This window comes from Streptomyces sp. Da 82-17 (assembly GCF_046098215.1).
Classification (GTDB): domain Bacteria; phylum Actinomycetota; class Actinomycetes; order Streptomycetales; family Streptomycetaceae; genus Streptomyces.
This window is the reverse complement of sequence record NZ_JBJURH010000034.1, coordinates 17,027-43,687: the sequence shown is the minus strand read 5'-3', so window position 1 is coordinate 43,687 and position 26,661 is coordinate 17,027. Positions and strand designations below refer to the sequence as shown.

At 74.6% G+C, this 26,661-nt stretch carries 19 protein-coding genes; 12 read left to right on the top strand and 7 right to left on the bottom strand.

Annotated elements, in window-relative coordinates; translation table 11 throughout:
- Window positions 1-165 precede the first annotated feature (165 nt).
- The 4 genes from ACIDOF_RS36020 to ACIDOF_RS36005 all read left to right on the top strand — a co-directional run bounded on the left by ACIDOF_RS36020 (window position 166) and on the right by ACIDOF_RS36005 (window position 3,970).
- Window positions 166-1,386 (top strand): glycosyltransferase family 4 protein, encoded by a 1,221-nt coding sequence (locus ACIDOF_RS36020; protein ID WP_409010469.1) that lies wholly within the window; start codon window positions 166-168, stop codon window positions 1,384-1,386.
- Window positions 1,383-2,642 carry a glycosyltransferase gene (locus ACIDOF_RS36015; RefSeq protein WP_409010468.1) on the top strand — a complete coding sequence of 420 codons (1,260 nt, stop codon included), beginning with the start codon at window positions 1,383-1,385 and terminating at the stop codon, window positions 2,640-2,642. The genes ACIDOF_RS36020 and ACIDOF_RS36015 overlap by 4 nt, the downstream gene beginning before the upstream one ends.
- A gap of 83 nt (window positions 2,643-2,725) precedes the next feature.
- Window positions 2,726-3,619: an SGNH/GDSL hydrolase family protein gene (locus tag ACIDOF_RS36010; protein WP_409010467.1), complete on the top strand. Its 894-nt coding sequence runs from the start codon at window positions 2,726-2,728 to the stop codon at window positions 3,617-3,619.
- Between the two features lie 90 nt (window positions 3,620-3,709).
- On the top strand, window positions 3,710-3,970 hold the full coding sequence (locus ACIDOF_RS36005; protein ID WP_409010466.1) for a hypothetical protein: 261 nt from the start codon (window positions 3,710-3,712) through the stop codon (window positions 3,968-3,970).
- 110 nt (window positions 3,971-4,080) lie between these two features.
- Here the strand turns inward: ACIDOF_RS36005 and ACIDOF_RS36000 are convergent, their stop codons facing one another.
- The 5 genes from ACIDOF_RS36000 to ACIDOF_RS35980 are packed head-to-tail and all read right to left on the bottom strand — an operon-like array spanning window position 4,081 to window position 8,510.
- Complete coding sequence (locus ACIDOF_RS36000; RefSeq protein WP_409010465.1) at window positions 4,081-4,938, bottom strand: biotin-dependent carboxyltransferase family protein; 858 nt, start codon at window positions 4,936-4,938, stop codon at window positions 4,081-4,083.
- Entirely contained in the window at window positions 4,935-5,627 is a 693-nt protein-coding gene (pxpB, locus tag ACIDOF_RS35995) for a 5-oxoprolinase subunit PxpB (protein WP_409010464.1), read from the bottom strand. The genes ACIDOF_RS36000 and pxpB overlap by 4 nt, the downstream gene beginning before the upstream one ends.
- Window positions 5,624-6,388, bottom strand: coding sequence for a LamB/YcsF family protein (locus tag ACIDOF_RS35990; RefSeq protein ID WP_409010463.1), 765 nt, complete (start codon window positions 6,386-6,388; stop codon window positions 5,624-5,626). Before ACIDOF_RS35990 ends, pxpB begins: the two co-directional genes overlap by 4 nt.
- A gap of 32 nt (window positions 6,389-6,420) precedes the next feature.
- Window positions 6,421-7,209: a putative hydro-lyase gene (locus ACIDOF_RS35985; RefSeq protein WP_409010462.1), complete on the bottom strand. Its 789-nt coding sequence runs from the start codon at window positions 7,207-7,209 to the stop codon at window positions 6,421-6,423.
- On the bottom strand, window positions 7,206-8,510 hold the full coding sequence (locus ACIDOF_RS35980) for an MFS transporter (protein WP_409010461.1): 1,305 nt from the start codon (window positions 8,508-8,510) through the stop codon (window positions 7,206-7,208). The genes ACIDOF_RS35985 and ACIDOF_RS35980 overlap by 4 nt, the downstream gene beginning before the upstream one ends.
- Before the next feature lie 195 nt (window positions 8,511-8,705).
- Between ACIDOF_RS35980 and ACIDOF_RS35975 the strand changes: the two genes are divergently transcribed.
- The 4 genes from ACIDOF_RS35975 (at window position 8,706) to ACIDOF_RS35960 (ending at window position 16,817) form a co-directional block, all read left to right on the top strand.
- Complete coding sequence (locus ACIDOF_RS35975; protein WP_409010460.1) at window positions 8,706-9,395, top strand: GntR family transcriptional regulator; 690 nt, start codon at window positions 8,706-8,708, stop codon at window positions 9,393-9,395.
- 158 nt (window positions 9,396-9,553) lie between these two features.
- Entirely contained in the window at window positions 9,554-11,062 is a 1,509-nt protein-coding gene (locus tag ACIDOF_RS35970) for a hypothetical protein (RefSeq protein ID WP_409010459.1), read from the top strand.
- 64 nt (window positions 11,063-11,126) lie between these two features.
- Window positions 11,127-12,026 carry a hypothetical protein gene (locus ACIDOF_RS35965; protein ID WP_409010458.1) on the top strand — a complete coding sequence of 300 codons (900 nt, stop codon included), beginning with the start codon at window positions 11,127-11,129 and terminating at the stop codon, window positions 12,024-12,026.
- A gap of 72 nt (window positions 12,027-12,098) precedes the next feature.
- The gene (locus tag ACIDOF_RS35960; RefSeq protein WP_409010457.1) at window positions 12,099-16,817 is read left to right on the top strand and encodes a hypothetical protein; all 4,719 of its coding nucleotides are present in this window, start codon (window positions 12,099-12,101) and stop codon (window positions 16,815-16,817) included.
- 40 nt (window positions 16,818-16,857) lie between these two features.
- Here ACIDOF_RS35960 and ACIDOF_RS35955 read toward each other — a convergent pair whose 3' ends face one another.
- Both ACIDOF_RS35955 and ACIDOF_RS35950 read right to left on the bottom strand, forming a co-directional pair.
- Window positions 16,858-17,649: an IclR family transcriptional regulator gene (locus ACIDOF_RS35955; protein ID WP_409010456.1), complete on the bottom strand. Its 792-nt coding sequence runs from the start codon at window positions 17,647-17,649 to the stop codon at window positions 16,858-16,860.
- Between the two features lie 197 nt (window positions 17,650-17,846).
- Window positions 17,847-18,269 (bottom strand): hypothetical protein, encoded by a 423-nt coding sequence (locus ACIDOF_RS35950; protein WP_409010455.1) that lies wholly within the window; start codon window positions 18,267-18,269, stop codon window positions 17,847-17,849.
- Between the two features lie 563 nt (window positions 18,270-18,832).
- On the opposite strand from ACIDOF_RS35950, the gene ACIDOF_RS35945 reads away from it, so the two are divergent.
- From ACIDOF_RS35945 to ACIDOF_RS35930, 4 genes are all read left to right on the top strand, one after another.
- Window positions 18,833-21,868 carry a nitrate- and nitrite sensing domain-containing protein gene (locus ACIDOF_RS35945; protein WP_409010454.1) on the top strand — a complete coding sequence of 1,012 codons (3,036 nt, stop codon included), beginning with the start codon at window positions 18,833-18,835 and terminating at the stop codon, window positions 21,866-21,868.
- The gene (locus ACIDOF_RS35940) at window positions 21,865-22,287 is read left to right on the top strand and encodes a roadblock/LC7 domain-containing protein (RefSeq protein ID WP_409010453.1); all 423 of its coding nucleotides are present in this window, start codon (window positions 21,865-21,867) and stop codon (window positions 22,285-22,287) included. The genes ACIDOF_RS35945 and ACIDOF_RS35940 overlap by 4 nt, the downstream gene beginning before the upstream one ends.
- A 9-nt stretch (window positions 22,288-22,296) precedes the next feature.
- Window positions 22,297-22,701, top strand: a complete 405-nt coding sequence (locus ACIDOF_RS35935) for a DUF742 domain-containing protein (RefSeq protein ID WP_409010452.1) — start codon at window positions 22,297-22,299, stop codon at window positions 22,699-22,701.
- A gap of 81 nt (window positions 22,702-22,782) precedes the next feature.
- Complete coding sequence (locus ACIDOF_RS35930) at window positions 22,783-26,412, top strand: hydantoinase B/oxoprolinase family protein (protein ID WP_409010451.1); 3,630 nt, start codon at window positions 22,783-22,785, stop codon at window positions 26,410-26,412.
- Window positions 26,413-26,661: the final 249 nt, after the last annotated feature.

The following is a 26,661-nucleotide window of genomic DNA, read 5'->3' as shown; positions in this document are numbered from 1 at the left end:
CGGAGGCCCACGACCGGACTCCTCGCCGGACAACCGGCGTTCAGGGGCCGGACTCCCCGCCGACGACTGCCGGGCCCTGCGCGGGCCCGGAACGCTCATGGGACGTTCCGCGGGCGGAAAGATCCACGTTGACGTGGCCACGCCGGGGCCGACGACAACACCCGTATGCGTGTCGTCATCGTCACCGAATCCTTCCCGCCCGACGTCAACGGCGTGGCCCACTGCGCCACGCAGACCGTCCGCCACCTGCTGCGCCGCGGCCATGAACCGCTCGTGGTCGCCCCGGCCGCGCCCGGCGCACCCCCCGACACCGACGGGCCCTGCCCGGTGCTCCGCGTCCGCTCGCTGCCGCTGCCCGGCTACCCGCAGGTCCGCGTGGCCCTGCCGAGCCGCCGCGTGGCCGCCGCGCTCAGCGACCACCGGGCCGAACTCGTCCATCTGGCAAGCCCGTTCGTGCTCGGAGCGCGCGGCATGGCGGCCGCCGCCCGCCTCGGTATCCCCGCCGTCGCCGTCTACCAGACCGACCTCGCCGGGTACGCCCGGATGTACGTCGGCGCAGGCGAGGCCACCGCCTGGCGGCGCATCCGTACGGTCCACTCCGCCGCCGACCGCACCCTCGCGCCCTCCACCGCCGCCCGCGACGAGCTGGCCCGGCACGGCGTCCCGCGCGTGCACCTGTGGCCGCGCGGCGTCGACACCGTCCGCTTCCGGCCCGAGCACGCCGACCCCGCCCTGCGCCGCAGGCTCGCGCCCGACGGCGAACTGCTCGTCGGGTACGTGGGGCGGCTCGCGCCCGAGAAGCGGGTCGACCTGCTCGCCGGGGTCTGCGGGCTCGACGGGGTGCGCGTGGTCGTGGTCGGGGACGGGCCGAGCGAGCCGTCGCTGCGGGCCGCGCTGCCCGGCGCCGTCTTCCTCGGCCGCCGCACCGGCGACGAACTCGCCCGTATCTTCGCCTCGTTGGACCTCTTCGTGCACACCGGCCCGTACGAGACGTTCTGCCAGACCGTGCAGGAGGCCATGGCCAGCGGCGTGCCCGTCGTCGCGCCCGCGGCGGGCGGCCCGCTCGACCTCGTCGCGCACGGCCGCACCGGCCTGCTCGTCCCGCCGGACGACGCGGCCGCCGTACGGGACGCGGTCTGGGCCCTGATGTCCGACCCTGCGCTGCGCGCGGCGTACGGCGCCGCCGGGCGCGCGACCGTCGAGGGGCGCACCTGGGAAGCCGTCGGCGACCAGCTCATCGACCACTACGAGACGGTGCTCGACGGGCGCTCGGCGGGAGTCTCCGCGCTCGGGGGAGCGGCCCGCGGGGGTCTGCGGGGGGAACCGCGACGCGAACTGCTCCGGCAAGCCCGACAGGATCTGCGCGGAGAGAGGGGCGCGGCATGAGCGCGGGTCTGCGGATCGTGCGGCTGGCGAACTTCGTGACGCCCGGCTCCGGCGGACTCCGCACGGCGCTACGGGAGTTGGGCGCCGGCTACCTCGCCGCGGGGCACGAGCCGGTGCTCGTCGTGCCGGGGGAGCGGCACGACGACCGGCGGACGGAGCAGGGCCGGGTCGTCACGCTGCCGGGGCCGGTCCTTCCGGGCAGCGGCGGCTACCGGGTGCTCGCCGACCGCGCCCCGCTGCGGCGGCTCCTCGAAGAGCTGGAGCCGGACCGCCTGGAGGTGTCCGACCGCACCACGCTGCGCTGGACCGGCGAGTGGGCGCGGCGGGCGCGGGTGCCGTCCGTGATGGTGTCCCACGAGACCGCCGACGGCGTCCTCCGCACCTGGGGCGTCCCCTCGTCCCCGGCCCGGCGCCTCGCCGACGCCCTCAACTCCCGTACGGCGCACGCCTACGCGCGCGTGGTGTGCACGACCGCGTGGGCCGAGCGGGAGTTCCGGCGCATCGGGGCGCGCAATGTCGTACGGGCGCCGCTGGGCGTCGACCTGCAGCGCTGCCGGCCGCAGTTGTGGGACGCGGAGGTGCGGGAGCGGCACGCGCGCGTGGCGGAGGTGCTGCTCGTCCTCTGCTCGCGGCTCTCGGTCGAGAAGCGGCCCGGTGTGGCGCTCGACTGCCTGGAGGCCCTGGTGGAGCGCGGGCTGCGGGCGCGGCTCGTGGTCGCCGGGGACGGGCCGCTGCGCGGTCGCCTCGAACGACGGGCACGCGCGCGTGCGTTGCCGGTCACGTTCCTCGGGCACGTCGCCGACCGTGCGGAACTCGCCGCGTTGCAGGCCACGGCCGACGTGTGCCTGGCGCCCGGGCCCGCGGAGACCTTCGGGCTCGCGGCACTGGAGGCGCTGGCCTGCGGGACGCCGGTGGTGGTGAGCGCGGTGTCGGCGCTGCCGGAGATCGTGGGCGTGGACGGCGTGGACGGCGTGGACGGCGTGGACGGCGTGGATGGCGTGGAGGGTGTCGGGGGCGGTGCGGGGTTTGCGGGTGCTGTCTCGCTCGGGGAGGCAGGTGCTTCCGCGCTCGGGGGAGCCGGTTTCGCCGATGCCGTGCAAGCGCTCCTCGACCGGCCCGTGGCCGAGCGTCGGCGGGCCGCACGCGCGCGTGCGGAGGGTTTTGGCTGGGACCGTTCGGTGGCGGCGTTCCTCGCGGCGCACGGGGCCGTGCGGGGACAGGTGGGCGTTCCTGTCGGTGCGGGGGGTGCGGTGTGAGAGCGGGCAGAGAGGCTGTCGGGGGAGGCGTCGTGGTGCCGGGGAGCGCGCGGCGTGCGCGGCCTGCCGAGGGCGGCGCCGCCTTGCCGGGCAGCACCGGCGGATCGGTGCGGTTCGCCGCGCTCGGGGACTCGCTCACCGAAGGTGTGGGTGATCCGGCGGTCGACGGGGAGGGCTGGCGCGGCTGGGCGGCCCTGCTCGCGGAGAGCCTGTCCCCGCCCGAAGTGCCCGTGGGGTTCCGGAACTTCGCGGTCAGCGGCGCGCAGACCCGGGACGTGTGGTCGAGCCAGACGCCGCAGGCCCTGGCCTTCGAGCCCGACCTCGTCTCCGTCGTCGTCGGCGTCAACGACACCCTGCGCTGCACCTTCGACATCCACCGCGTCACGGCCCGCCTCGACCGGGTCTACGGGGCGTTCGCGGAGCGCGGCGCCCTGCTGCTCACCGCCTGCCTGCCGGACCCGGGCGCGCTGCTCGGCCTGCCCGGCGCCCTGGCCCGCCCGCTGGCCCGCAGGCAGCGCGCCGTCAACACCGTGGTGCACGCCCTGTCGGAGCGGTACGGGGCGGTCCACCTGCACGCGGCCGACGGGGCGTGGGTCGCCGACCGGGCGATGTGGAGCGCGGACCGGCTGCACCCCGGCGAAGCCGGGCACCGTGCGCTGGCCGTTCGCTTCCACGAGCGACTGCGCCTGTCCGGTCGGGAGTTGGGCCCTGCGCCCGCCCTCACGGCAGAACGGCCGCCACCGTCGCGTACGGCCTCGCTGGCGTGGCTCGCCACCGCCGGTACGGGCTGGGTGCTGCGCCGCTGCACCGACCTGCTGCCGCAGCTGGCCGCCCTCGCCGCAGACGAGGTGCGGCACGGCCTGCGCGGCACGGCCGGCCGCCTCGACCTGCGCGCGGCCTCGGCGGCGTCGGCCGCGCTGGCCTCGGTGGGGGCGGTGAGCGGGGAGCTGAAGGGGGCGCCCGCGCAGGTGCACTGAGGCACGGGCAACGCCCCTAGGGGACGAGGCAGGGGGCCGTAGGGGAAGTCCCCGATGCGGGGCCGTCGCCGAGGGCGGGACGGTGGAGGCATGTTGATGCCCACTGTGTCCGTGACCCTGATCGCGCTGATCGTGGCCGTCGCCCTGGCCCGGGGGCGGGCGCCGAGCGGGCGGCAACTGCTCGGGGCGCTCGTCGGCGCCTGGGCGGGTTTCGCCCTCGGCGCGCTCGCTGGCCTCGTCGTCGACGTGGCCACCGGCAACGGCTTCTTCCTGGCGGCGGTCGGCCATGCGGCCGCGATCCCCGGCGCGGCCGTCGGCCTCCGCCGCGCCGCGCCCGCCGCCAGAGCCTGAGAGGTGCCGCCGTTCGCGGGGCCGGTGCGGGCGGGAGGAGGCGCAGAGGCGGGTGCGTGCAGAGGTGGGTGCGTGCAGAGCTGCCCGCCCGCGCGTGCCGCGCCCGTGCCTTACAGCACGAACCGCACCGGAGTTCCCGGCACCGCCTGGGCAGCCGACCACAGGTCCGCCTCGCGTACCACCGCCACGACGGGATAGCCGCCCGTCGTCGGATGGTCCGCGAGGAACACCACAGGCCTGCCGTCCGGCGGGACCTGGATCGCGCCCGACACGAGCCCCTCGCTGGGCAGTTCGCCGCTGATCGCCCGTTCCAGGGCCGGACCCTCGGTGCGCAGGCCGATGCGGTTGCTCGCGGGGGAGACCCGGTACGCGCGAGTGGTGAGGGTTTTCAGTGACTGCGGGGTGCACCAGTCGGCGCGCGGCCCGAGCGTCACCCTGAGGACGAGTTCCGTGGGCGGCGCGGGCTGCGGGGCGACGTCCACGCGCGCGTGCGGCCCGTTCTCCGCGCCGAGCGGCAGCACCGCACCGTCGGCCAGGGGCGCGGGCCCGAGCCCGGACAGCAGGTCGGTCGACCTGCTCCCGAGCACCGCCTCCGTCGCGACACCGCCGCCCAGCGCCACGTACGACCGCACGCCCGCGACCGCCGCCCCCACATCGAGCAGCGCGCCCGCCGGGACCCGTACGGGCGCTCCCCAGGCGACCGGGCGGCCGTCCACCCGCACCGGACAGGGCGCGCCCGTGACCGCCGCTGTGACGGTACGGCGGGGGCGCACCGCGCAGCCGGTCAGGGTCGTCTCCAGGACGGCGGCCGAACCGGCGTTCCCCACAAGGCGGTTGGCGAGCCGGGCGGCCGGTGCGTCCAAGGCGCCGGAACGCGGCACTCCGAGGTGGGCGTGGCCCGCGCGCCCCAGGTCCTGCACGGTGGTCAGCGCGCCGGCGCGGACCACGGCGAAGGCGCTGTCCGTCATCCCCGCACCGCCTCGGCCCCGGCCGGGACGAACCGCACGCGCGTGCCGGGCGCGAGCAGCGCCGCCGGCACGCGCGCGTGGTCCCACAGCACCGCGTCCGTCGAGCCGATCAACTGCCAGCCTCCGGGCGAAGCGCTCGGGTACACCCCGGTGTACGGACCGGCGAGCGCCACCGACCCGGCGGGCACCGACGTACGAGGGGTGGCGCGGCGGGGCACCGCGTACCGCTCCGGCAGGCCCGTCAGGTAGCCGAAGCCGGGCGCGAACCCGCAGAAGGCGACGCGGAATTCGGTCGCCGCGTGGATCCTGGCCACCTCGTCCACCGCCACGCCCCACAGCGCCGCGACCTCCGCCAGGTCCGGCCCGTCGTAGCGCACCGGCAGCTCGACGGTCTGCGGCGCGCGTGCCGGCACCTCGGGCACGTCCCAGGAGGGCAGGGCGGCGGCGAGCGCGCGCGGGTCGTCCAGGCCGTCCAGGAGGACCGTGCGGGCCGCGGGCACGATCTCCCGCACCGGCGGCAGGTCGCCCGTCTCGCGGCGCTGCAGGAGGGCGGCGTGCAGCGCCTCGACGGCCGCGCCGCTGTCCAGCTCGACGAGCAGGGCGTGCTCGCCGACGAGCCGGGTCGTCAGCCTCGAAGTGCCGTGGCCCGCCCCGGAGTTCGGACCGGCCTCCGCGCGTGTGCGGCTCATGCGAAGGCCCGTACGTCGACGCCTTCGGCCTCCAGGCGGGCGCGCACCTCGCGCGCGAGGTCGACCGCGCCGGGGGTGTCGCCGTGCAGGCACAGGGAGCGGGCGCCCACCTGGACCCGGCGCCCCGACAGGGCCGCCACGGAGCCCGTTCCGGCCAGGTCGAGGGAGCGGGCCACGACCTCGTCCGGGTCGGTGATCACGGCACCGGCACGCGCGCGTGGGACCAGGGTTCCCTCGTCCGTGTAGGCGCGGTCGGCGAACGCCTCGGTCACCGTGGGCAGTCCGGCCCGCTCCGCCGCGTCGAGCAGGCGCGAGCCCGGCAGGCCGAGCAGCGGCAGCCCGCCGCCCGCCAGCAGCACACCGTCGACGACCGCAGCGGCCTGTACGTCGTCGTGCACGACCCGGTTGTAGAGCGCGCCGTGCGGCTTCACGTACGACACGCGCGTGCCGGCGGCCCGTGCGAACACCTCCAACGCGCCGATCTGGTAGGCGATCTCGGCGCTGAGCTCGTCGGCGGGCACGTCCATGGCGCGCCGCCCGAAGCCCGCCAGGTCGCGGTAGGAGACCTGCGCGCCGATGCGCACCTCCCGCTTCGCGGCGAGCTCGCACACCCGGCGCATGGTGACCGCGTCACCGGCGTGGAAGCCGCAGGCCACATTGGCGCTGGTGACCACGGACAGCAGCTCCTCGTCCTCGGTCAGCCGCCACCGCCCGAAGCCTTCGCCGAGGTCGGCGTTGAGGTCGATGACTACCTGGCTCATGTGCGTACGTACGTCCTTACTGGTGAGGGTTTTCAGAGCACCCGGTAGTGCTCGTCGCGGGAGTCGGTGATGAGCATCCGGCCCGGTGCGTGGGTGATCGCGAACGGCGGCCGGGACGCCGTCACGGCGGCCTGCGGGGTCACGCCGCACGCCCAGAACACCGGGATCTCGTCCGGCCGTACGTCGACGGGGTCGCCGAAGTCCGGCCGGGCGAGGTCGGCGATGCCGAGCGCCGCGGGGTCGCCGCAGTGCACCGGGCTGCCGTGGAACGACGGGAAGAGCGCGGTCTCCCTGATCGCCGTCGAGAGGCGCTCCGGCGGCACCGGACGCATCGAGACCACCATCCGCCCGTGCAGGCGCCCAGCGGGCCGACAGGGGCGCTCCGTGACGTACATGGGCACGTTCCGGCCGAGCTCGACGTGGCGCATCGGCACGCCCGCCGCGACCAGCGCCGCCTCGAACGTGAAGCTGCAGCCGAGCAGGAACGTCACCAGGTCCGCGCGCCAGTGCGCCGTCACGTCGGTGGGCTCGGCGACGAGTTCGCCGTCCTGCCAGACGCGGTAGCCGGGCAGGTCGGTGCGCAGGTCGGCGCCGGGCGCCAGCTGGGTCGTCCAGGCCCCGGCGTCGGTCACGTCGAGCACCGGGCAGGGCTTCGGGTTGCGCTGGCAGAACAGCAGCATGTCGTACGCCCAGTCCGCCGGGACGGCGATCAGGTTGGCCTGGGTGTGGCCCGGGGCGAGTCCGGCGGTGGGGCGGCTCTCGCCGGCGCGGAAACGGGCACGTATCGCGCGTGGCCGCTGATCCGCGGCCGTGCTGCTCATGCCAGCTCCTTGCCGCGCGTCTCGGGCAGGCCGAGCAGCGCCAGGACCGCGATGCCGTAGGCGAGGGCGCCGAAGACCAGGGCGCCGCCGACGCCCCAGCTCTCCGCGAGAAAGCCCACCAGGGTGGGGAAAACGGCACCGATACCGCGACCCGCGTTGTACGTGAAGCCCTGCCCCGTGCCGCGTACCGCCGTCGGATAGAGCTCGCTCAGGAACGAGCCGAAGCCGCTGAAAATGGCCGACATACAGAAGCCGAGCGGGAAACTCACCACAAGGAGCGTGGTGTTGGCGCCCTCGGGGATGGTGGAGAAGGACAGAATGCACAGGGCGGAGAGGAACGCGAAGAGCGCGATGTTCTTCTTCCGGCCGAGCACGTCCGTGAGCCAGCCGCCGGTCAGGTAGCCGATGAAGGCGCCGGAGATGAGCACCGCGAGATAGCCGCCGGTGCCGACCACCGACAGGCCGCGCTCCGTCTTCAGATAGGTGGGGATCCAGGTGGACAGCGTGTAGTAGCCGCCCTGGACGCCGGTCGAGAGCAGCACCGCGAACAGCGTGGTGCGCAGCAGGCCGGGCTTGAAGACGGCGGCGAACGAGCCCTTCTCGCCGCTCTGTCGACGCGCCTCGGCGGCCTCGGGCGCGTCGCTCACGTTGCGCCGTACGTAGATCACGAGCAGGGCGGGCAGGGCGCCGGTGAAGAACATCACGCGCCAGGCCAGGCTCTCGTCGAGGAACTGGAAGACCAGCGTGTAGACGATCACGGCGAGGCCCCAGCCGACCGCCCAGGCGCTCTGGATGGCGCCGAGGGTGCGCCCCCGGTGCTTGGCCGTGGCGTACTCGGCGACCAGGATCGCGCCGACCGCCCACTCGCCGCCGAAACCCAGCCCCTGAAGGGCGCGGAACAGCAGCAGCGTCTCGTAGTTGGGCGCGAAACCGCACGCCACGGTGAACACTGCGTACGTGATCACCGTGAGCATCAGCGCCCTGACCCGGCCGACGCGGTCGGCGAGCACTCCGGCGAGCGCGCCGCCGACGGCCGAGACGACCAGCGTGACGGTGGTGAACAGGCCGGTCTGGCCGCTGTCCAGGGCGAAGTAGGCGGAGATCGCCACCATGCTCAGGGGCAGCGTGAAGTAGTCGTACGAGTCGAGCGCATAGCCGCCGAACGCGCCGCCGAACGCGCGCCGCCCGCGCGGGCCGAGGGCGCGCAGCCAGGCGAACGCGCCGCTGTCGTCGGCGACTTGGGCGGGTGCGGAAGCGGGGTCGGCCGCCGCGGTGGGGTTTCCCTGAGGGGTCGTGCTCATCCGGCACCTCGCAAGGAGTGGGAGGAGGGCGCAGGGCGCTTCGGGAGTTCGCTGTGCGGGTCGCCGCACGAGCTCGCTGTGCGGTTCGCGTTCCGAGCACCGTAGGGGATTGTTCAACAATCCCTCAATACCCGTGTTGTTTCGTTCTCGTATCTGCGCTTGAATTCCCGCCATGGCAGGCCTGGTGGACGAGCGATGAGCGGACTCGTGGACGACCGTGCGCTCCTGGGGCGCACGAGCACGGCGGAGCGGGTGGCGGACATCCTGCGCGGGCGGATCGCCGACGGGTACTTCCCGCCCGGCGAGCGGCTCTCGGAGGAGAGCATCGGCTCGGCGCTCAAGGTCTCGCGCAACACCCTGAGGGAGGCGTTCCGGCTGCTCACGCACGAGCGGCTGCTGACGCACGAGCTCAACAGGGGCGTTTTCGTACGGGTGTTGACCGTCGAGGACGTCGAGGACATCTTCCGCACCCGCCGCCTGGTCGAGTGCGCCGTGGTCCGCGGCCTCGGTCGTCCGCCGTACGCGCTCGACGGTCCGGCCGCCGCGGTCGACGAGGGGTACCGGGCGGCGAAGGCCAAGGACTGGAAGGGCGTCGGCACGGCCAACATCCGCTTCCACGGCGAGCTCGTCGCCCTCGCCGGGAGCGCGCGCATGGACGAGCTGATGCGCAGCGTCTTCGCCGAACTGCGCCTGGGCTTCCACGTGGTGGACGATCCGCGCCGGCTGCACGAGCCCTACCTGGCGCGCAACCGGGAGATTCTGGACACCCTCGCGGCGGGCGACCGTGCGGCCGCCGAGCGCCTCCTGGCCCGCTACCTCGACGACTCCCGGCTCGGGATGGTCGAGGCGTACGAGGCGGGGCTGGAGGACTCGGGGGAGGGATGAGGGGGGCGAGGGGGCCTGCGGGCCCGTCACGCCCTGTGATCGCGGCGTGACGCCAACTGCCCGCACAAACAAGGCAAATCGGGCGTCGAGCGGACTCGGACCCCGTCTCATCTGCGTCGTTTCGGCCGTTGTCAGTGGGACCGCCTAATCTTTCCGTCGTGACTGCACCAGCCCCGGCCAACGCCGTACCTTCCCCGGCTCCGGGCCCGGCCGCCGACGAGGGCCTGGCCCGGCGCCTGCGCGCCCTCGCCTGCACGGCCCCGCTCCACGACCTGGACACCCGCAAGGCCAACCTCGCGGGCGAGTACTCGGTGTACGCGATGGCGGAAGTGGCCCTCTCCGCGATCGACCTGGTCACGCTCAACATGGACTTCGACACGGGCGCGGACCACGACCAGATCGTCGCCCGGCTCGTCCCCCGCATCGCCGCCCAGGCCCCGCAGCGCCCCGGCTCCGAGCACGAGCGGGTGGCCCGCTGGGTCCTGGAGAACCTGATCAACGTCGGCAGCGTGGACCGCGGCTTCCGCGCCGTGTACGGCACGTTCGGCCCGGACGGCACCTATGTGCGCCGTGACTACGACTTCAAGCTCATCGAAGAGGTCCCCGGCTACGGCGGCGGTGTCTACCTGCGCACCACCGACGAAGCGGTCAACGTCCTGGTGGGCGCCCTCGACACCGACGTGACCAGCGCCCAGATCGCAGCCGAGGTGAAGCTGGAGGTGCTGATCAGCCGCGGCCGCCTCGCCGACGCCCAGCTCGCCGCCGAGCAGGCCCGCTACCGCACGGTGCAGTACAGCGAGACGCTCCGCCGCGCCCTCGACGCCACGCGGCGCAACGTCCGCGCGGTCGACTGGCTGGAAGCCGTCCCCGACATGATCGCGGAGGCCCTGGACCACGTGGCGGACCGGTACCGCCACGAGAACGCCATCCTCACCAACATCCGCAAGGCCAGGGACGAGGCCGAGGACCCCGAGCACAAGCGCCGCGCCGCCGAACTCGTCGACATCGTCAAGGACTGCATCCGCCGCCACACCCAGCTGCAGTCCCGACTCCTCGAAGCGGGCCCGCTGTTCCGCGCCGAGCAGGACCGCCAGGCCTTCGCCCCGCCCGCCGCCCGCGCGGGCCTCGACCTCTACGGCCAGCTGGTCGCCCCCGTCCTGCCGCTCCCCGTCGAGCAGGCGCTGCGCGTCACCGACGCGTTCTTCGCGCGCGGCGTCGGCCTGCGCACGCCGTCCTCGGTCCGCGTCGGCGACCTGGTCGACCTGCTGCTCACCCCGCCCCTGGAGCGCGAGCACCTGGGCGCCGAGATGCCCGAGCCCGACCTCGTCGCCACCCCCGACGACAGCCGGTTCAGCGAGGAGCAGCTGGCCGCCGCCATGGAGCTGCTCGACCTGGAGCACGACGCGCCCCGGCGCCTCTCCGGCCTCCTCGCCGAAGCCCGCGGCACCGGCGACCTCGAACTGCCCTACCTGGTCGCCCTGTTGGCGGTGCACGCGGCCAGCCCTCCGGTCGGCACGGCCTACCGCCAGGGCGAGCCCAAGCTGCTGTTCGCCGTGGACGACGGCACCGAGCTCGACGACCCGGAGTTCGGCGGCGCCGACCTGATCGTGGGCACGGCACTGCTCGACGCGGCCGGCATGGCGGCGGACCGGACGGAGGCCGCATGAGAGCCCCCGCCCGCCCCTCCGCCCCGAGCTTCGGCCTTTTCCGTACGTACGAGGAGCAGTACCCGTGACCGACCACCAGCAGGACGCCGCCCCCTGGAGCGAGCCCGAGGAGCGCCCGGCGCACGCGCCCGTGACACCCGCGGACGCCGCCGACGCCGCGCGGCTCGTCTCCTTCGGCCTCCAGCCGAAACTGCAGCCCGCGCGGGACGCCGAGTACACCGAACTGCTGCGCAGGTACCGCGAGGACGCACCCTTCGCGCGGCTCGCCGACGCCGTCGCGACCGGCCTCGGCCTGGTCGTCCTGGAGGTCTCCCCGCGCGCGGGCATGGCCGTCACCGCCGCGGAGGACTCCGTCTTCGCGGTCCGCATGGGCGACTACGCCCGCCGCGCCTCCTCCGACGCCGGCGACCGCTTCCTGCACGGCCTCGCCCAGCTCTCCGTCGCCGCCATGGCCTTCCCCCGCCCGGAGGACCTCGCCGACGACGCGTACATCGGCCGGGTCACCGTCAACGGCGTGGACGCGTTCGTCCGCCAGGCCTGCAGCCGCCTGGAGGAGCGGGCCGAGGAGCAGGGCGAGAACACCGACCCGGCCAGCGACGCCCCCGGGCTCGAAGCGGCCTGGCGGATCTGGGCCCGGCGCAGCTCCACCGGCGCCACCAAGGACGCCCGCCGCCTCGCCGGATCGACCACCGGCATCGTCGCCAAGGCCGTCGCGTTCCTCACCGACTCCGGCTTCCTGCAGCGCACTGGCGACGACTCGGGGGGTACGTACCGCACGACCGCCCGCTATCAGCTGCAGGTGCGCGACATGGCGGGCAGCGCCGCCATGGCCGAACTCCTGGAGCTCGGCATCGTGCCCGTCACCGACGGCTCCGCCAGCCTGCTGCCCGCCGAGGCCGAGGGCGACCTGGAGCTCGCGGAAGGCGCAGGCCTGCCCTTCCACGCGGGCGAGCAGCGGCACTAGAGCGCACGGGCGCCCGCCGCCAACACCCCTGTACGACACACGACTTCTGACTGACGACGAGAGTCCGCCGCCATGTACGAGCTGTCCCGGGTCCGCCTCTACTCCATCGGACCAGCCGGTGCGCGCTACGCCGACACCGTGCTCGATCTGCGCGGAGTCGGCGCCGCCGTGCCCGACCCCGCGCCCACGCAGGCGGAGTTCTTCGAGGACGAGCCCGCCGGCCCGCCCCGCCGCCCGGCCCCCGCGGGCGTGCTGTTCCTGGAGAACGGCGGCGGCAAGTCCGTCCTCCTGAAGCTGATCTTCTCCGTGATGCTGCCCGGCCACCGCAACACCCTGGGCGGCGCGAGCTCGGGCGTGCTGCGCAAGTTCCTGCTCGCCGACGACTGCGGGCACGTCGCCCTGGAGTGGCAGCACACCCTCACCGGCGAGTGCGTCGTCGTCGGCAAGGTCAGCGAGTGGCGCGGCCGCCAGGTCTCCAACGACCCGCGGAAGTTCGCCGAGGCCTGGTACTCCTTCCGGCCCGGGCCCGGGCTCAGCCTGGACAACCTGCCGGTGGCCGAGGCGACCGCGATGCGCGCCGCCGAGGGCGCGTCCGGCGCGCAGGGCCGCCGCCGCACCATGAAGGGCTTCCGTGACGCCCTCACCGAGGCGGGCAAGGCGTACCCGCACCTGGAGGTGCACTGGGAGGAGATCCACGACCGCTGGAACGAACACCTCGGCGACCTCGGCCTCGACCCCGAACTCTTCCGCTACCAGCGAGAGATGAACGCCGACGAGGGCGAGGCGGCCGGCCTCTTCGCCGTCAAGAAGGACTCCGACTTCACCGACCTGCTGCTCCGCGCCGTCACCGACACCCGGGACACCGACGGCCTCGCGGACCTGGTCAGCGGCTTCGGCAACAAGCTCGGCCGGCGTGCCGAACTGATCGCCGAGCGGGACTTCACGGCCGGCTCCGTCGACCTCCTCGGCCGCATCGTCGAGGGCACGGAGGTGCGGGCACGCGCGCGTGACGTGCACTCCGCCGCCGAGCGCCGCACCCGCACCCTCGCCCGCAGGCTCTCCGCCCGCGCCGCCGAGGAGCGCGGCCGTGCCGCCGACCTCGCCCAGCAGGTCACCGCCGCCTCCCACACCGTCACCGAGGCCGAGCGGAAGCGCGCCCGCAGCGCCGCCGTCGCCGCCGAACTCGCCTACCGGCACGCCTCCTTGGCGCTGACCGCCGCCGAGAAGTCCGCCGCCGCGCAGAAGCGCGAGCTGGCCGACGCCCGTACGCTGCACGCCGCCTGGCAGGCCGCCGAGGCCGTGCTCCGCCACCGCGCCGCCGCCGACCGCTCCGCGCGCGTGGCCGCCGCCATCCGCGAGGCCGAGCGGGACGCCGCGCCCGCGCTCGCCGCCCGCGCCAAGGCCGCCTCCGACCTGGTCCGCGCGCTGCACGCCGCCGCGGAGGACGGCGAGCGGCACGCCAACGAGGAGGAGGAGCGCTCGGCCGCGCTCCAGGAGGCCGGCGAGACCGCGCACCGCGACGCCACCGCCGCAGCCACCGAGGCGCAGCGCGCCCGCAGCGAGGCCGGTCACCTGCGCCAGCGCCTCGCCGAGGTCGAGCAGGAGACCGCCGAGGCCGTCCGCGCGGGCTGGCTCGACGACGCCGAGCCGGACACCGACCCGGCCCGTGCCGCGCTCGCCGCGAGCGACGCCGAGAAGACGGCGGTCGCCGCCTGGGACACGGCCCGCGAGGCCGCGCGCGGAGCCGCCGAGCGCGCCAAGGAGGCCGCCTCCGCGGAGGCCCGCGCCGAACTGACCGCGGCCCGCGCGGCCGACGCCGCCGAGGCCGCCGCCCACGCCTGGGACGCCGAGCGCGGCGCCGCCGAGTCCCTGGCCGCGGAGGAACGCCTCGTCGAACTCCTCGGCCTGCCCGGCGCCGCCCGCTCCGCCCGCCGCGCGGTGCCCCAGCCGCGCACGGCCGCGGCGACGGACGGCGAGCCGGCGCCCGCGTACGCCGGAACGGCCGCCGGAGCCGGGACGGCCGCCGGAGCCGGGACGGCGGACGAGCCGGGCGTCGCCGAACACACCCTCAGCTTCGAGGAGTTGGACCGCTTCGCGGACGAACTGAAGGAACTCCTCGACCAGGGCGTCGGCAACGCCGAGCGGCAGCTGTTCGAGCTGCGCACGGCCGCCGCCGACGACGCCCGCATCCTCGGCGCCCTCGGCGACGGCGGCCTGCTCCCGCCAGGACCGGACGTCCTCGCCACCGTCGAGTTCCTCGGCGAGCACGGCATCCCCGCCCTGCCCGGCTGGCGCTACCTCGCCCAGGCCGTCGACCCGGCGGACCACGCGCGCGTGCTCGCCGCCCGCCCCGAGCTGGTCGACGGCGTGGTCATCACCGACCCGGAGACGCACGCACGCGCGCGTGAAGTCCTCGACGGCGCCGCCCTGTTGCCGCGTTCCGCCGTGGCCGTCGGCACCGCCGCCGCGCTCGTCGCGCCCACTCCGGCCCCGGACGCGGCGGCGACCGCGCAGGACGTGTTCCTCGTACCGCCGAACCCGGCCATGCACGACGAGCACGCCGCCGACGAGGAGCGGCAGGCGCTGCGTACGCGGGCCGCCGAGCGGGACGAGGAGATCCGGCAGCTCGCCGCGCGCCTCGGCAAGGACCGCGAGCTGGCCGCCCGGCTCTCCTCCTGGCGCTCCGGCTGCCCCGCCGGACGCCTCGGCGAGCTGGCCGAGGCCGCCCGCGCCGCCCGCGCGTTCGCCGACGAGGCGGAGGCCGAGCTCGCCGAGGCCCGCACCGCGCGCGCGGAGGCGGACGAGGCCGCGGCCGACGCCGCGCGGGTGCGGGACGAGCGGCAGGACGCCGCGCAGCGCGCCCGGCGCGCCGCCGACGCCCTCGCCGGGCTCGCGTTCCGGCTGCGTGAGCGGGCCGCCTGGCAGGCCAAGCTCCGCGAACTCGCCGACGAGGCCGTGGAGTCCGAGGCCCGCGCGCAGTCCTGCCTGGACCGCGCCCGCGCCGCCGACGAGGACCGCAGGGCCGCCCAGCGCGCCGCCGACGACGCCCGCCGCACCGCCCGCGCCCTGCGGGCCGAGCGCGCCGAGATCGCGGGCGCCCCGGAGGACGAGGCGCTGGACGCGGAGCCGCCGAACGCCCCGCTCGCCGCGCTCCGCGAGGCGTACCGCGCGGCCTCGCAGCTGTACGAGAAGGTCGGCGTCGGCGCCGACCTCCGCGCCGACCAGGCCCGGGCCGAGGGCGACGAGAGCGCCGCGCTCGCCGACCTGGACCGGCTCAGCAACAAGGTCCGCACCCGCGCCGCCCAGCTCCTGGAGGGCACCGACGGCGCGGACGGGCCGTCCCGGCAGGCCGCCGCGGCCCGCGCCGAGTCGCTCGTGCAGATGCTGGAGACCCGGATGTCCGCGGCGAGCGAGCAGCTCGGCCGGCTCCGCGGCGAGGCCGAGCGGCACGCGCCCGAGGAGGGCGACGCGCACACGGAGCTGCCCGACGAGCTCGTCCCGTCCGACGCCGAGCACGCGCAGGCCCTGCTGCGCACCGCCGCCGCCGAACTCGCCGCCTGCACCGAGGCGTTGAGCCAGGCCAAGGAGGCGCACGCCGAGCTGCTGCACGCGCACCGCGCCGCCGAGGACGGCGCCGGCGGTTTCGACGAGACGGCGGCGCTCCTGCGCGACCTGCTCCGCGACCACCACGACGAGTCGGCCGCGGAGGCCACGGAGCAGCCGGAGCCGTACGCCGGTTCCCTCGACGAGGCCCGGCAGTCCGCAGCCGAGGCCCGCCGCTCCCTGCGCGGCTGTGCCGCCGACCTGTCCGCCGCCGAGGCCGCGGTCCGCGAGGCGAGCGACGTGCTCGTACGACACGCCAACTCGACGCGGTACGAGCAGGTCCGCACCCCGGCGCGGCAGCAGATCCGGGAGCTGCCCGCGTCCGCGCTGCCGGAGCACGCCGCGAAGTGGGCCGAGGCGTTCGCGCCCCGACTGCGGGTCCTCACCGACGAGTTGGAGCAGCTGGAGCGCAACCGCGACTCGATCGTGGACCGGCTGCGCGGCCTGGTCGAGTCCGCGCTGACCACGCTCCGCTCGGCGCAGCGCCTGTCCCGGCTGCCGGAGGGGCTCGGCGAGTGGTCGGGCCAGGAGTTCCTGCGGATCCGCTTCGACGAGCCGGACCAGGCGACGCTCACCGAACGGCTCGGCGAGGTCGTGGACGAGGCCACGCGCGCGGCGGTGAAGAAGAACTCCGACCTGCGGCGGGACGGAATGTCCTTGCTGCTCAGGGGAGTTCAGGCCGCGATCGAACCGCGCGGCGTGGCCGTGGAGATCCTCAAGCCGGACGCGGTGCTGCGCGCCGAGCGCGTCCCGGTCGGACAGATGGGGGACGTGTTCTCCGGCGGCCAGCTGCTCACCGCCGCCATCGCGCTGTACTGCACGATGGCGGCGCTGCGCTCCAACGACCGGGGCCGCGACAAGCACCGGCACGCGGGCACGCTGTTCCTGGACAACCCCATCGGCCGCGCCAACGCCACGTATCTGCTCGAACTGCAGCGGGCCGTCGCCGACGCGCTCGGCGTCCAGCTCCTGTACACGACAGGGCTGTTCGACACGACCGCGCTCGCCGAGTTCCCGCTGGTCATCCGGCTGCGGAACGACGCGGACCTGCGGGCGGGCCTGAAGTACATCAGCGTGGAGGAGCACCTGCGCCCGGGCCTGCCGCAGCAGGACCCGGAGGGGGAGACGGTGCACGGCGAGATCACGGCGACGCGGATGTTCAAGCGCCCGGCGGAGGCGGCCGAGTAGGACTCCCGGGGAGGGCCGGCCTCCGCCGCGCGGCGCAGGGTCAGAACCCGTACCCCATGCGCCGCGACAGGTCGTCCGCGACCTCGACGGTCCGCTTGGCCAGCTCGTCGAGGCGGTCCTCCGTCAGGCGGTACACGGGCCCGGACACGCTGAGCGCGCCGATCACCTTGCCGTCGTGCGCCCGCACCGGGGCCGCGACGGCGGTGAGGCCGATCTCCAACTCCTCCAGGGCGCGCGCGTACCCGTCCTCGATCACCGCCTCCAGCTCGGCCCGCACCTGGACCGTGCCGGTCACGGTGTGCTCGGTGAAGCGGGGGAGTGTGCGGGCGAGCAGGCCTTCGCGCAGGGCCTGCGGCAGATGCGCGAGCAGCACCTTGCCGCTGGACGTGGCGTGCAGCGGGGTGCGTCGGCCGAGCCAGTTCTGCGCGGTGACGGCGGCCGAGCCGCGGGCCTGCATGATGTTGACCGCGGCGTCGTCGTCGAGGACCGCGATGTTGACGGTCTCGCCCAGTTCGTCCGCGAGGTCGCGGCAGACGGGCGCGCCCTCCTGCGAGATGTCGAGCCGTACGGCGGCGGCGCCCGCGAGACGCAGCACGCCGGCGCCGAGGTAGTACTTGCCGCGGTCCGCCGACTGGGACACGAGACCGCGGTTCTCCAGGACGCCGAGCAGCCGGAACGCCGTCGAGCGGTGCACGTCCAGCTCGTCCGCGATCTCTGACACCGCGGCCTCGCCGTGCCGGGCGAGAATCTCCAGAACGCTCACCGCACGGTCCACGGACTGCACCGCGCTCACGCTGCCGTTGGTCGCTGCCCTCTTCTGTTTTCCGGTCATCGGTCAGTACTCACCACCTGGCGGCGTCGTCCGCGCCGCATCTGCGGGACGGCCTCGGACGCGGCCCGACTCCCGCCCGGATTCTGTTGCGCAGAGCGCGCATGCGGGCGCTGTGCGCAACGTGATGTTACCGAACGGTCGTACGCGGCCTCTAGGTGTCCGCTGTCGCCCGGTGCTGCGATCAGGCGCGTCTGCGCTCAGGGCGCGGCGAGCCTCGCCGCCTCCGATGGCCGGGACCGGGCCGCCGAGCGGGCGGCGCGGCGGGCGCGGCGGCGTTCCCTGCGCAGGCGGCGGGCGGTGCTCGCGGGGGAGGAGACCACTCCGTACCGCTGGTTCCAGACCTGTCTGGTAACCCAGACGTCCAGGACCGACCAGGTCGCCACGACCGTGCTCGCCACGCTGCTCAGGACCATCGGGAAGGCCAGCCAGGAGCCCGCGAGCGTGCACAGCACCGCGATCATCCCCTGGGTGAGGGTCACGGCCACGATGATCACCGCGCGGACCGCCGCCGTCCGGACGGGGTCCGGCATGCTGGGGCGCCCCACCGGGTCGTCCACCCACAACTGCCGCTGCCCCTCGGCCTCTTCGCCCTGCGGACCCCCGTGCGCCGCCGTGCCCATCGACTCACTCCCCACGCTGTGCGACCGGTTCGTCCCGGCGCATTCGCCCGACCCCTCACGGGGTGCCCTTGTTGCACCGGATTACGCCACTCCATCGGGTGCTTCGCCCCCGTGCGACGGTGTTGCGACGGTGTCCCGTGCCCCCTCGCTCTCCCCTAACTCCCGCACGGGCGCGAGGGAAACGCCCGCGGCGCGATCCCACCCGACGGCCGCGGACACCCGTACGGACAACCCGTACGGACAAAACGTACGACGAGGCCGGAACGTTCCCGTCGCGGGGGTGCGGGGAGGGGCGCGCGGGAGGGGGAGACGCGCGCGGGCGGAGGGTCGATTCCGGCCAACTGGGCGGGTCCGGTGGCGGGATGCTTCCGCGCGGGCCGGTTCGGGCGGGGTGACCATCTCCCGGTAAGAGCGGACAACTCGTGACGGGTTGCGCACAGTTCAGACGCAGGACGACCGATCGTGACCGCACGTGCCTTCGAGTTGATCACCCGGGAGTAGTAGGCTCGCGCCGTTTATTGCCGCACGTACCCCCGGTATCCGGGGTTGAGCTGGGGGAGGCCATGCGCTTTCGCGGGAAAACCATCCGCCGGAAGATCGTGGCGTTGCTGCTGGTGCCGCTCGTGTCCCTGACGGTGATCTGGGCCGTCACCACCGTCGTCACGGCCCGCGCCGCCGACCGCCTCCTGGGGGCCTCCACCGTCGTCGAGAAGGTCGGCTTCCCCATCGAGGACGCGGTGCGCGTCCTGCAGGAGGAGCGCCGCGCGACGCTCGTCTACCTCGCCGACCCGCGCGCGTCCGACGCGCCCGCCCGGCTGCACGAACAGCGCGACGCCACCAACGACAGGGTCGCGGAGGTCCGCGCCAACGCCGAGAACCCGGACGTGCGCGAGGAGATGTCCGGCGAGACCGCGCGCCGCCTCGACTCGCTCATCGAGGCCTTCGACGGCATCGACACCCTGCGCCGCACCGTCGAGGACGGCTCCATATCCGCCGGCCAGGCCCTCACGCTCTACAACCGCCTGATCGACCCCTGCTACACGTTCCTCTCCGGCCTCGACACCGTGAACGACGTGCCGCTGGACAAGGAGGGCCAGGCCCTCGTCGACCTCGCCCGCACCCGTGAACTCCTGTCCCGCCAGGACGCGTTGGTCTCCGCCGTACTGGTGCGCGGCCGCCTCGACGCCGAGCAGCAGCGGCAGATGGCCGACCAGCGCGCCCGGCGCCAGCTGCGCAGCGAGGTCAGCCTGGAACTGCTCCCCGCTTCCGAACGCGACCGCTTCGAGCGCTACTGGAGCAGCCCCGCGGCCACCCCGCTCCTGGAGCTGGAGAAGAACGTCGTCGAGGGCCGCACCGGAGCCCCGCGCGGCATCACCTCCACCACCTGGGACAAGGCCGCGAAGACCGTCCTCGACGACCTCGCCGAGCTCAACACCGAGGCGGGCGACCGCTATCAGGAGCGGGTCGAGCCCGAGGTGATCGGCATCTTCGTGCGCGCGGGCGCGGCCGGAGTCCTCGGTCTGCTCGCGCTGCTCTTCTCCATCGTCCTGTCCGTGCGCATCGGCCGCGGACTGATCCGCGACCTGTCCAGGCTGCGCAAGGACGCCCACGAGGTCTCCGGCGTCCGTCTGCCCAGCGTGATGCGCCGCCTCGCCGCGGGCGAGCAGGTCGACGTCGAGACCGAGGCGCCGCGCCTGGAGTACGAGAAGGACGAGATGGGCCAGGTCGGGCAGGCCCTCAACACCCTGCAGCGGGCCGCCGTCGAGGCCGCCGTCAAGCAGTCCGACATGCGCCGCGGCGTCTCCGAGGTGTTCGTCAACCTCGCCCGCCGCAGCCAGGTCCTGCTGCACAAGCAGCTCACGCTGCTCGACGCCATGGAGCGCAGGACCGAGGACACCGAGGAACTCGCCGACCTGTTCCGCCTCGACCACCTGACCACCCGCATGCGCCGGCACGCCGAGGGCCTCGTGATCCTCTCCGGCGCGGCCCCGTCCCGGCAGTGGCGCAAGCCGGTGCCGCTCATGGACGTCGTACGGGCCGCGGTCGCCGAGGTCGAGGACTACGAGCGGATCGAGGTGCGCAGGCTCGCCCGGATCGCGGTGACCGGACCGGCCGTCGCCGACCTCACCCACCTCGTCGCCGAACTCCTGGAGAACGCCACGGTGTTCTCGCCGCCGCACACCGCGGTCCAGGTGCACGGCGAACGCGTCGCCAACGGCTTCACCCTGGAGATCCACGACCGCGGCCTCGGCATGACCCCGGACGCGCTGCTCGACGCGAACCTGCGGCTCGCCGAGACCCCCGAGTTCGAGCTCTCCGACACCGACCGGCTCGGCCTGTACGTGGTCAGCCGGCTCGCCCAGCGCCAGAACGTCCGCGTCTCGCTGCAGCAGTCCCCGTACGGCGGGACCACGGCCGTCGTCTTCGTGCCGGACGCCCTGCTCACCGCGGTGCCCGACGGGGACACCAGCGGGGGCATCCGGCTCGACCGGTCGGCGGCGCGCGCGGAGGAGCCGGCGGGGGAGCGCGGGGCACGGCTCACCAAGGTGCCCGCCCAACTGCCCGGACTGCCCAGGTCCGTTCTGGAGTCGACGGTCCTCGACGGGCCCGTCGAGCTGGAGGCGCCGCTGGAGGACGCGGAGCGGGTACGCGGCCTGGGGCTCGACCTCTCCGACCTCGCCGGGCTCGGCGACATCGAGGACAACGACAGCGAGCGAGGTGGCCTGTTCCGGCCGCGCCGCAAGTCCGGGGGCAAGGGCCGCGACCGGGGGAGGGGCCGCGCCGACCGGGGCGAGCACCAGCAGGCCGGGGACCGCGCGGACGGCGACGCCGCCCGCCCGGACGCGACCGCCGCTCCCGTACCGCTGCCCCGCCGCCGCGCGCCGAAGCTGGTGAGCTCGCACGGGCGTCCGGTCGGGGAGGAGCGGCAGGAGCGGCCGGGGAGGCCGGAGCGCGCCGAGGCGTCGGCCGCCTCGGGCTCGGACTCCGGGGCGAACGCGGACCACGGCACGGGCGCGGGCTCCGGTACGGGCGCGGGTGCTGGTACGGGTGGCTCCGGCTCGGACAACAGCCCGGAGTTCGGCTCGGACTTCGGCTCGGACTTCGGCTCCGACGAGCGCGTCCTCACGCCGCGCGACCAACTGCGCGGCGACCTGCCGGCCCGGCTCGCGGGCCGCGGCGCGAGCGAGCGCACGGACGACGAAGCCCGCGGTGACGCATCGCCGGAACCGGGAACTCCGGCCCAGAGCAGGCAAGTTGACGACGTGAGCGGCGAAGCCGCCACCGCCTTCGGCGACCGGCCCGCGCCCGCCCCGTACGAGGACATCCCGACCGCCGCCCTGCCCCGGCGCGTGCGGCAGGCCAGCCTCGCGCCGCAGCTGAAGGGCGAGCCGCAGCGCAGGCCCGTGCGCGACGAGGCGCCCGCCGACCGGGACGCCGAGGAGGTGCGCAACCGGATGGCCGCACTCCAGCGGGGCTGGCAGCGCGGCCGCCGCGACAACGGCGAGCTGGACGACGCCGCCCGTACCACCGAAGACCCCCGCCCCGGCGCCGCCGAGGGCGACTCAGCACACCGCACCACAGAGGGGGACGGTCCATGACCGCACCGAAGACCGCCGGTCCGATCGGCGAGCTGAACTGGCTGCTCGACGACCTCGTCGCGCGCGTGGCGACGATCCGCAAGGCCGTCGTCCTGTCGTCGGACGGCCTGGCCACCGGAGTCTCGGCCGACCTGACCCGGGAGGACAGCGAGCACCTGGCCGCCGTGGCCTCCGGCTTCCACAGCCTCGCCAAGGGCGTCGGCCGGCACTTCGAGGCGGGCCGGGTCCGGCAGACCGTGGTCGAGCTGGACGACGCGTTCCTGTTCGTGACCGCCGCCGGCGACGGCAGCTGCCTGGCCGTGCTCGCGGACTCGGAATCCGACGTCGGCCTGATCGCCTACGAGATGACGCTCCTCGTGAAGCGGGTCGGCGTACATCTGGGCACCGCGCCGCGCACCGATACGCCCGCGGGCGGGTAGTGGAATGGCATGACCATCGACGGTAATGCGGGTTACGGGGCGCCCCACTGGTTCGACGACGACGCGGGACCGGTGGTGCGCCCGTACGCCATGACGCGGGGCCGTACCTCCAGTGAGGGGCAGCACCGCCTCGACCTGATCGCGGTCGTCGTCGCCGAGTCCGCGGCGGACGACCGGGAGGCCGACCACAGCCTGGCCCCCGAGCACGTCGACATCGTGAAGCTCTGCCGCGAGAGCCCGCAGTCCGTGGCCGAGCTGGCGTCCGAGCTCGACCTGCCGATCGGCGTGGTCCGGGTCCTCGTCGGCGACCTCGTGGCCCGCGAACTGGTGCATGTGACGCGGCCGGTCCCCCCGGCCGAACTGCCGGACGAGAGTATCCTGCGCGACGTGATCAACGGTCTGCGCGCGCTCTGAGACCGCCGGTCCGGACGGCCCCGGCCGTGACGCCCGGTCGGCCCGGCCGTGGTCCACGCGGCGCCCGAGCGGGAGGTCTCCGTGACAGCAACAGACGGCGCAGGACCAGGTCGGAGCGGCTCCGGCACGCGCGCGGGCTGGGAGTTCTGGATCGACCGCGGCGGCACGTTCACGGACGTCGTGGCGCGCCGCCCGGACGGCCGGATCCTCACCCACAAGCTGCTGTCCGAGAACCCCGCCCGCTACCGCGACTCCGCGGTGGCGGGCATCCGCGCACTCCTCGACGTACCCCTGGAGGACGCGCGGATCGACGCCGTCCGGATGGGCACGACCGTCGCCACCAACGCCCTCCTGGAACGCAAGGGCGAGCCCACCGCCCTCGTCGTCACCCGCGGCTTCCGGGACGCGCTGCGCATCGCCTACCAGAACCGCCCGCGGATCTTCGCCCGGGAGATCGTGCTCCCCGAACTCCTGCACACGCGCGTGGTGGAGGTCGACGAGCGCCTCGCCGCCGACGGCACCGTCCTCACCCCGCCCGACCTGGACGCCCTGGAGGCGGAGCTGCGGCAGGTGTACGAGGAGGGCATCAGGTCGCTCGCCGTGGTGTGCATGCACAGCCATCTGCACCCCGCGCACGAACAGGCCGTCGGCCGCCTCGCCGCCCGGATCGGATTCCCGCAGATCTCCCTGTCCAGCGAGGTCAGCCCGCTGATGAAGCTCGTCCCGCGCGGCGACACGGCCGTCGTGGACGCCTACCTGTCGCCGGTCCTCAGGCGGTACGTCGACCGGGTCGCGGACCAACTCCGCGGCGTGCGGCTGATGTTCATGCAGTCCAACGGCGGGCTCGCCGAGGCCCACCAGTTCCGCGGCAAGGACGCCATCCTGTCCGGGCCCGCGGGCGGCATCGTCGGCATGGCCCGGATGTCGCGCCGCGCGGGCTTCGACAACGTCATCGGCTTCGACATGGGCGGCACCTCCACCGACGTCTCGCACTACGCGGGCGCGTACGAGCGGGTCTTCACCACCCAGATCGCCGGTGTGCGCCTGCGCGCCCCCATGCTGGACATCCACACCGTGGCCGCGGGCGGCGGCTCGGTCCTGCACTTCGACGGCAGCCGCTACCGCGTCGGCCCCGACTCGGCGGGCGCGGACCCGGGCCCCGCCTGCTACCGCGCCGGCGGACCGCTCACCGTGACCGACGCCAACGTGATGCTCGGCCGCATCCAACCCGACCACTTCCCACGGGTGTTCGGGCCCGACGGGGACCAGCCGCTGGACGCCGACCTGGTCCGCGAGCGGTTCGCCGCGCTCGCCGCCGAGATCCGCGAGGCCACGGGCGACGACCGCACGCCCGAGCAGGTCGCCGAGGGGTTCCTGCAGATCGCCGTCAACAACATCGCGGGCGCCGTGAAGCGGATCTCCGTGCAGAAGGGGCACGACGTCACGCGCTACGCCCTCACCACGTTCGGCGGGGCCGGGGGCCAGCACGCCTGCGCCGTCGCCGACTCCCTCGGCATCCGCACCGTCCTCGTACCGCCCATGGCCGGTGTGCTGTCCGCGCTCGGGATCGGGCTCGCCGACACCACCGCCATGCGGGAGCAGTCCGTCGAGGCGGCCCTGGCGGCGGAGTCGATGCCGCGCGTCGAGGAGACCGCGACCGCCCTGGAGGACGCCGCCCGCGCCGAACTGCACGCGGAGGACGTGCCGGAGGAGCACATCCGTGTCGTACGCCGCGCCCAGCTCCGCTACGACGGCACCGACACCGCCCTCACCGTCGCCCTCGACACCGGTCGACCCGAGGAGATGCGGCGGGAGTTCGAGGACCGGCACCGCACCACGTACTCCTTCACCCTGGACCGGCCGATCGTCGTCGAGGCGCTTTCCGTGGAGGCCACCGGCGTGACCGAACCCCCGGACCTGTCGACGCTCACGGCGCCGCCACGCGCGCGTGGAGCCGAAAAACAGCACCACGCGCGCGTGCACACGGGCGGGGCCCAGCGCGAAGTCCCCCTGCACCGGCGCGAAGACCTGGCCCCCGGCGAGCGCGTCGACGGCCCCGCGATCATCACCGAGGCCAACGCCACCACCGTCGTCGACGCGGGCTGGCGGGCGGAGACGAACGACGAGGGGCACCTGCTCATGGAGCGGATCGAGGCGGCCGAGGGCATCACCGCCGGAACCGAGGCCGACCCCGTACTCCTCGAAGTCTTCAACAACCTCTTCATGTCCATCGCCGAACAGATGGGCGCCCGCCTGGAGTCCACCGCCCAGTCAGTGAACATCAAGGAGCGCCTCGACTTCTCCTGCGCGCTGTTCGACCCGGACGGCAACCTCGTCGCCAACGCCCCGCACATCCCCGTGCACCTGGGCTCGATGGGCACCAGCGTCAAGGAGGTGATCCGGCGCCGCCCCGACATGCGCCCCGGCGACGCGTACGCCGTCAACGACCCGTACCACGGCGGCACCCACCTGCCCGACGTCACCGTCATCACACCCGTCTTCGACACGGCGGGGGAGCGGATCCTGTTCTACGTCGCCTCGCGCGGCCACCACGCCGAGATCGGCGGGATCGCCCCCGGCTCGATGCCCGCGAACAGCCGCCGCATCGAGGAGGAGGGCGTCCTCTTCGACAACTGGCTCCTCGCCGAGAACGGCCGCTTCCGCGAACGGGAGACGTACGAGCACCTCACGACCGCGCCGTACCCGTCCCGCAACCCGGACACCAACCTCGCCGACTTCCGCGCCCAGATCGCCGCCAACGCGAAGGGCGTCGAAGAGGTCGGCAGGATGATCGAGCACTTCGGGCTCGACGTCGTGCAGGCCTACATGAAGCACGTCCAGGACAACGCCGAGGCCGCCGTCCGCCGCGTGATCGACGCCCTCGACGACGGCTCGTACGCCTACGAGACGGACTCCGGCGCCGTCATCCGGGTCCGGGTCGGCGTCGACCGCGCGGACCGCTCCGCGACCGTCGACTTCACCGGCACGTCCGCGCAGCTCCCCGGCAACTTCAACGCCCCGTACGCGGTGGTCAACGCGGCCGTCCTGTACGTGTTCCGCACCCTCGTCGCCGACGACATCCCGCTCAACGACGGCTGCCTGCGCCCGCTGCGGATCGTCGTGCCGCCCGGTTCGATGCTCGCGCCCGAGCCGCCCGCCGCCGTCGTCGCCGGGAACGTGGAGACCTCGCAGGCCATCACGGGCGCCCTGTACGCGGCGCTCGGCGTGCAGGCGGAGGGCTCCGGCACGATGAACAACGTCACCTTCGGCAACGAGCGGTTCCAGTACTACGAGACCGTGGCCTCCGGCTCCGGCGCGGGCGACGGCTTCGACGGGGCGCCCGTGGTGCAGACCCACATGACCAACTCCCGCCTCACCGACCCCGAGGTCCTGGAGTGGCGGCTGCCCGTGCTCCTGGAGGAGTTCGCGGTCCGCGCGGGCAGCGGCGGCGCCGGACGCACCCGCGGCGGGGACGGGGCGGTGCGCCGCATCCGCTTCCGCGAGGCCATGACCGTCTCCACCCTGTCCGGCCACCGCCGTGTGCCCCCGTACGGCATGGCGGGCGGCGAGCCGGGCGCGCTCGGCGCGAACCGCGTCGAGCGGGCCGACGGCACGACCCTGGACCTGAAGGGCGCGGACTCGGCGGAGCTCGGCCCCGGCGACGTCCTGGTCGTGGAGACCCCGGGCGGTGGGGGATACGGAACTCCCTGACGGAGTGAGGGAGTTGAACCGGTTCGAGTGGCCGGACGGCCCCGGGACCGACAGGAACAGGTCGTCCCTGGCCACCCGTCGGTCCGGCAGATCGGCGCGAAGGTCCTGAAGTCGCCCGGAAGCCCGGCATCGTTCCGGCCACGATCGGCCTCCGGCGGTGAAGCGGAATCGGGGCGCCGCTAGAGTCTCCTGCGGAACTCGCCCACGTCAGCGGGGAGTTCAGCCCCTGTCGGCAAGCTGGAGTGGAGA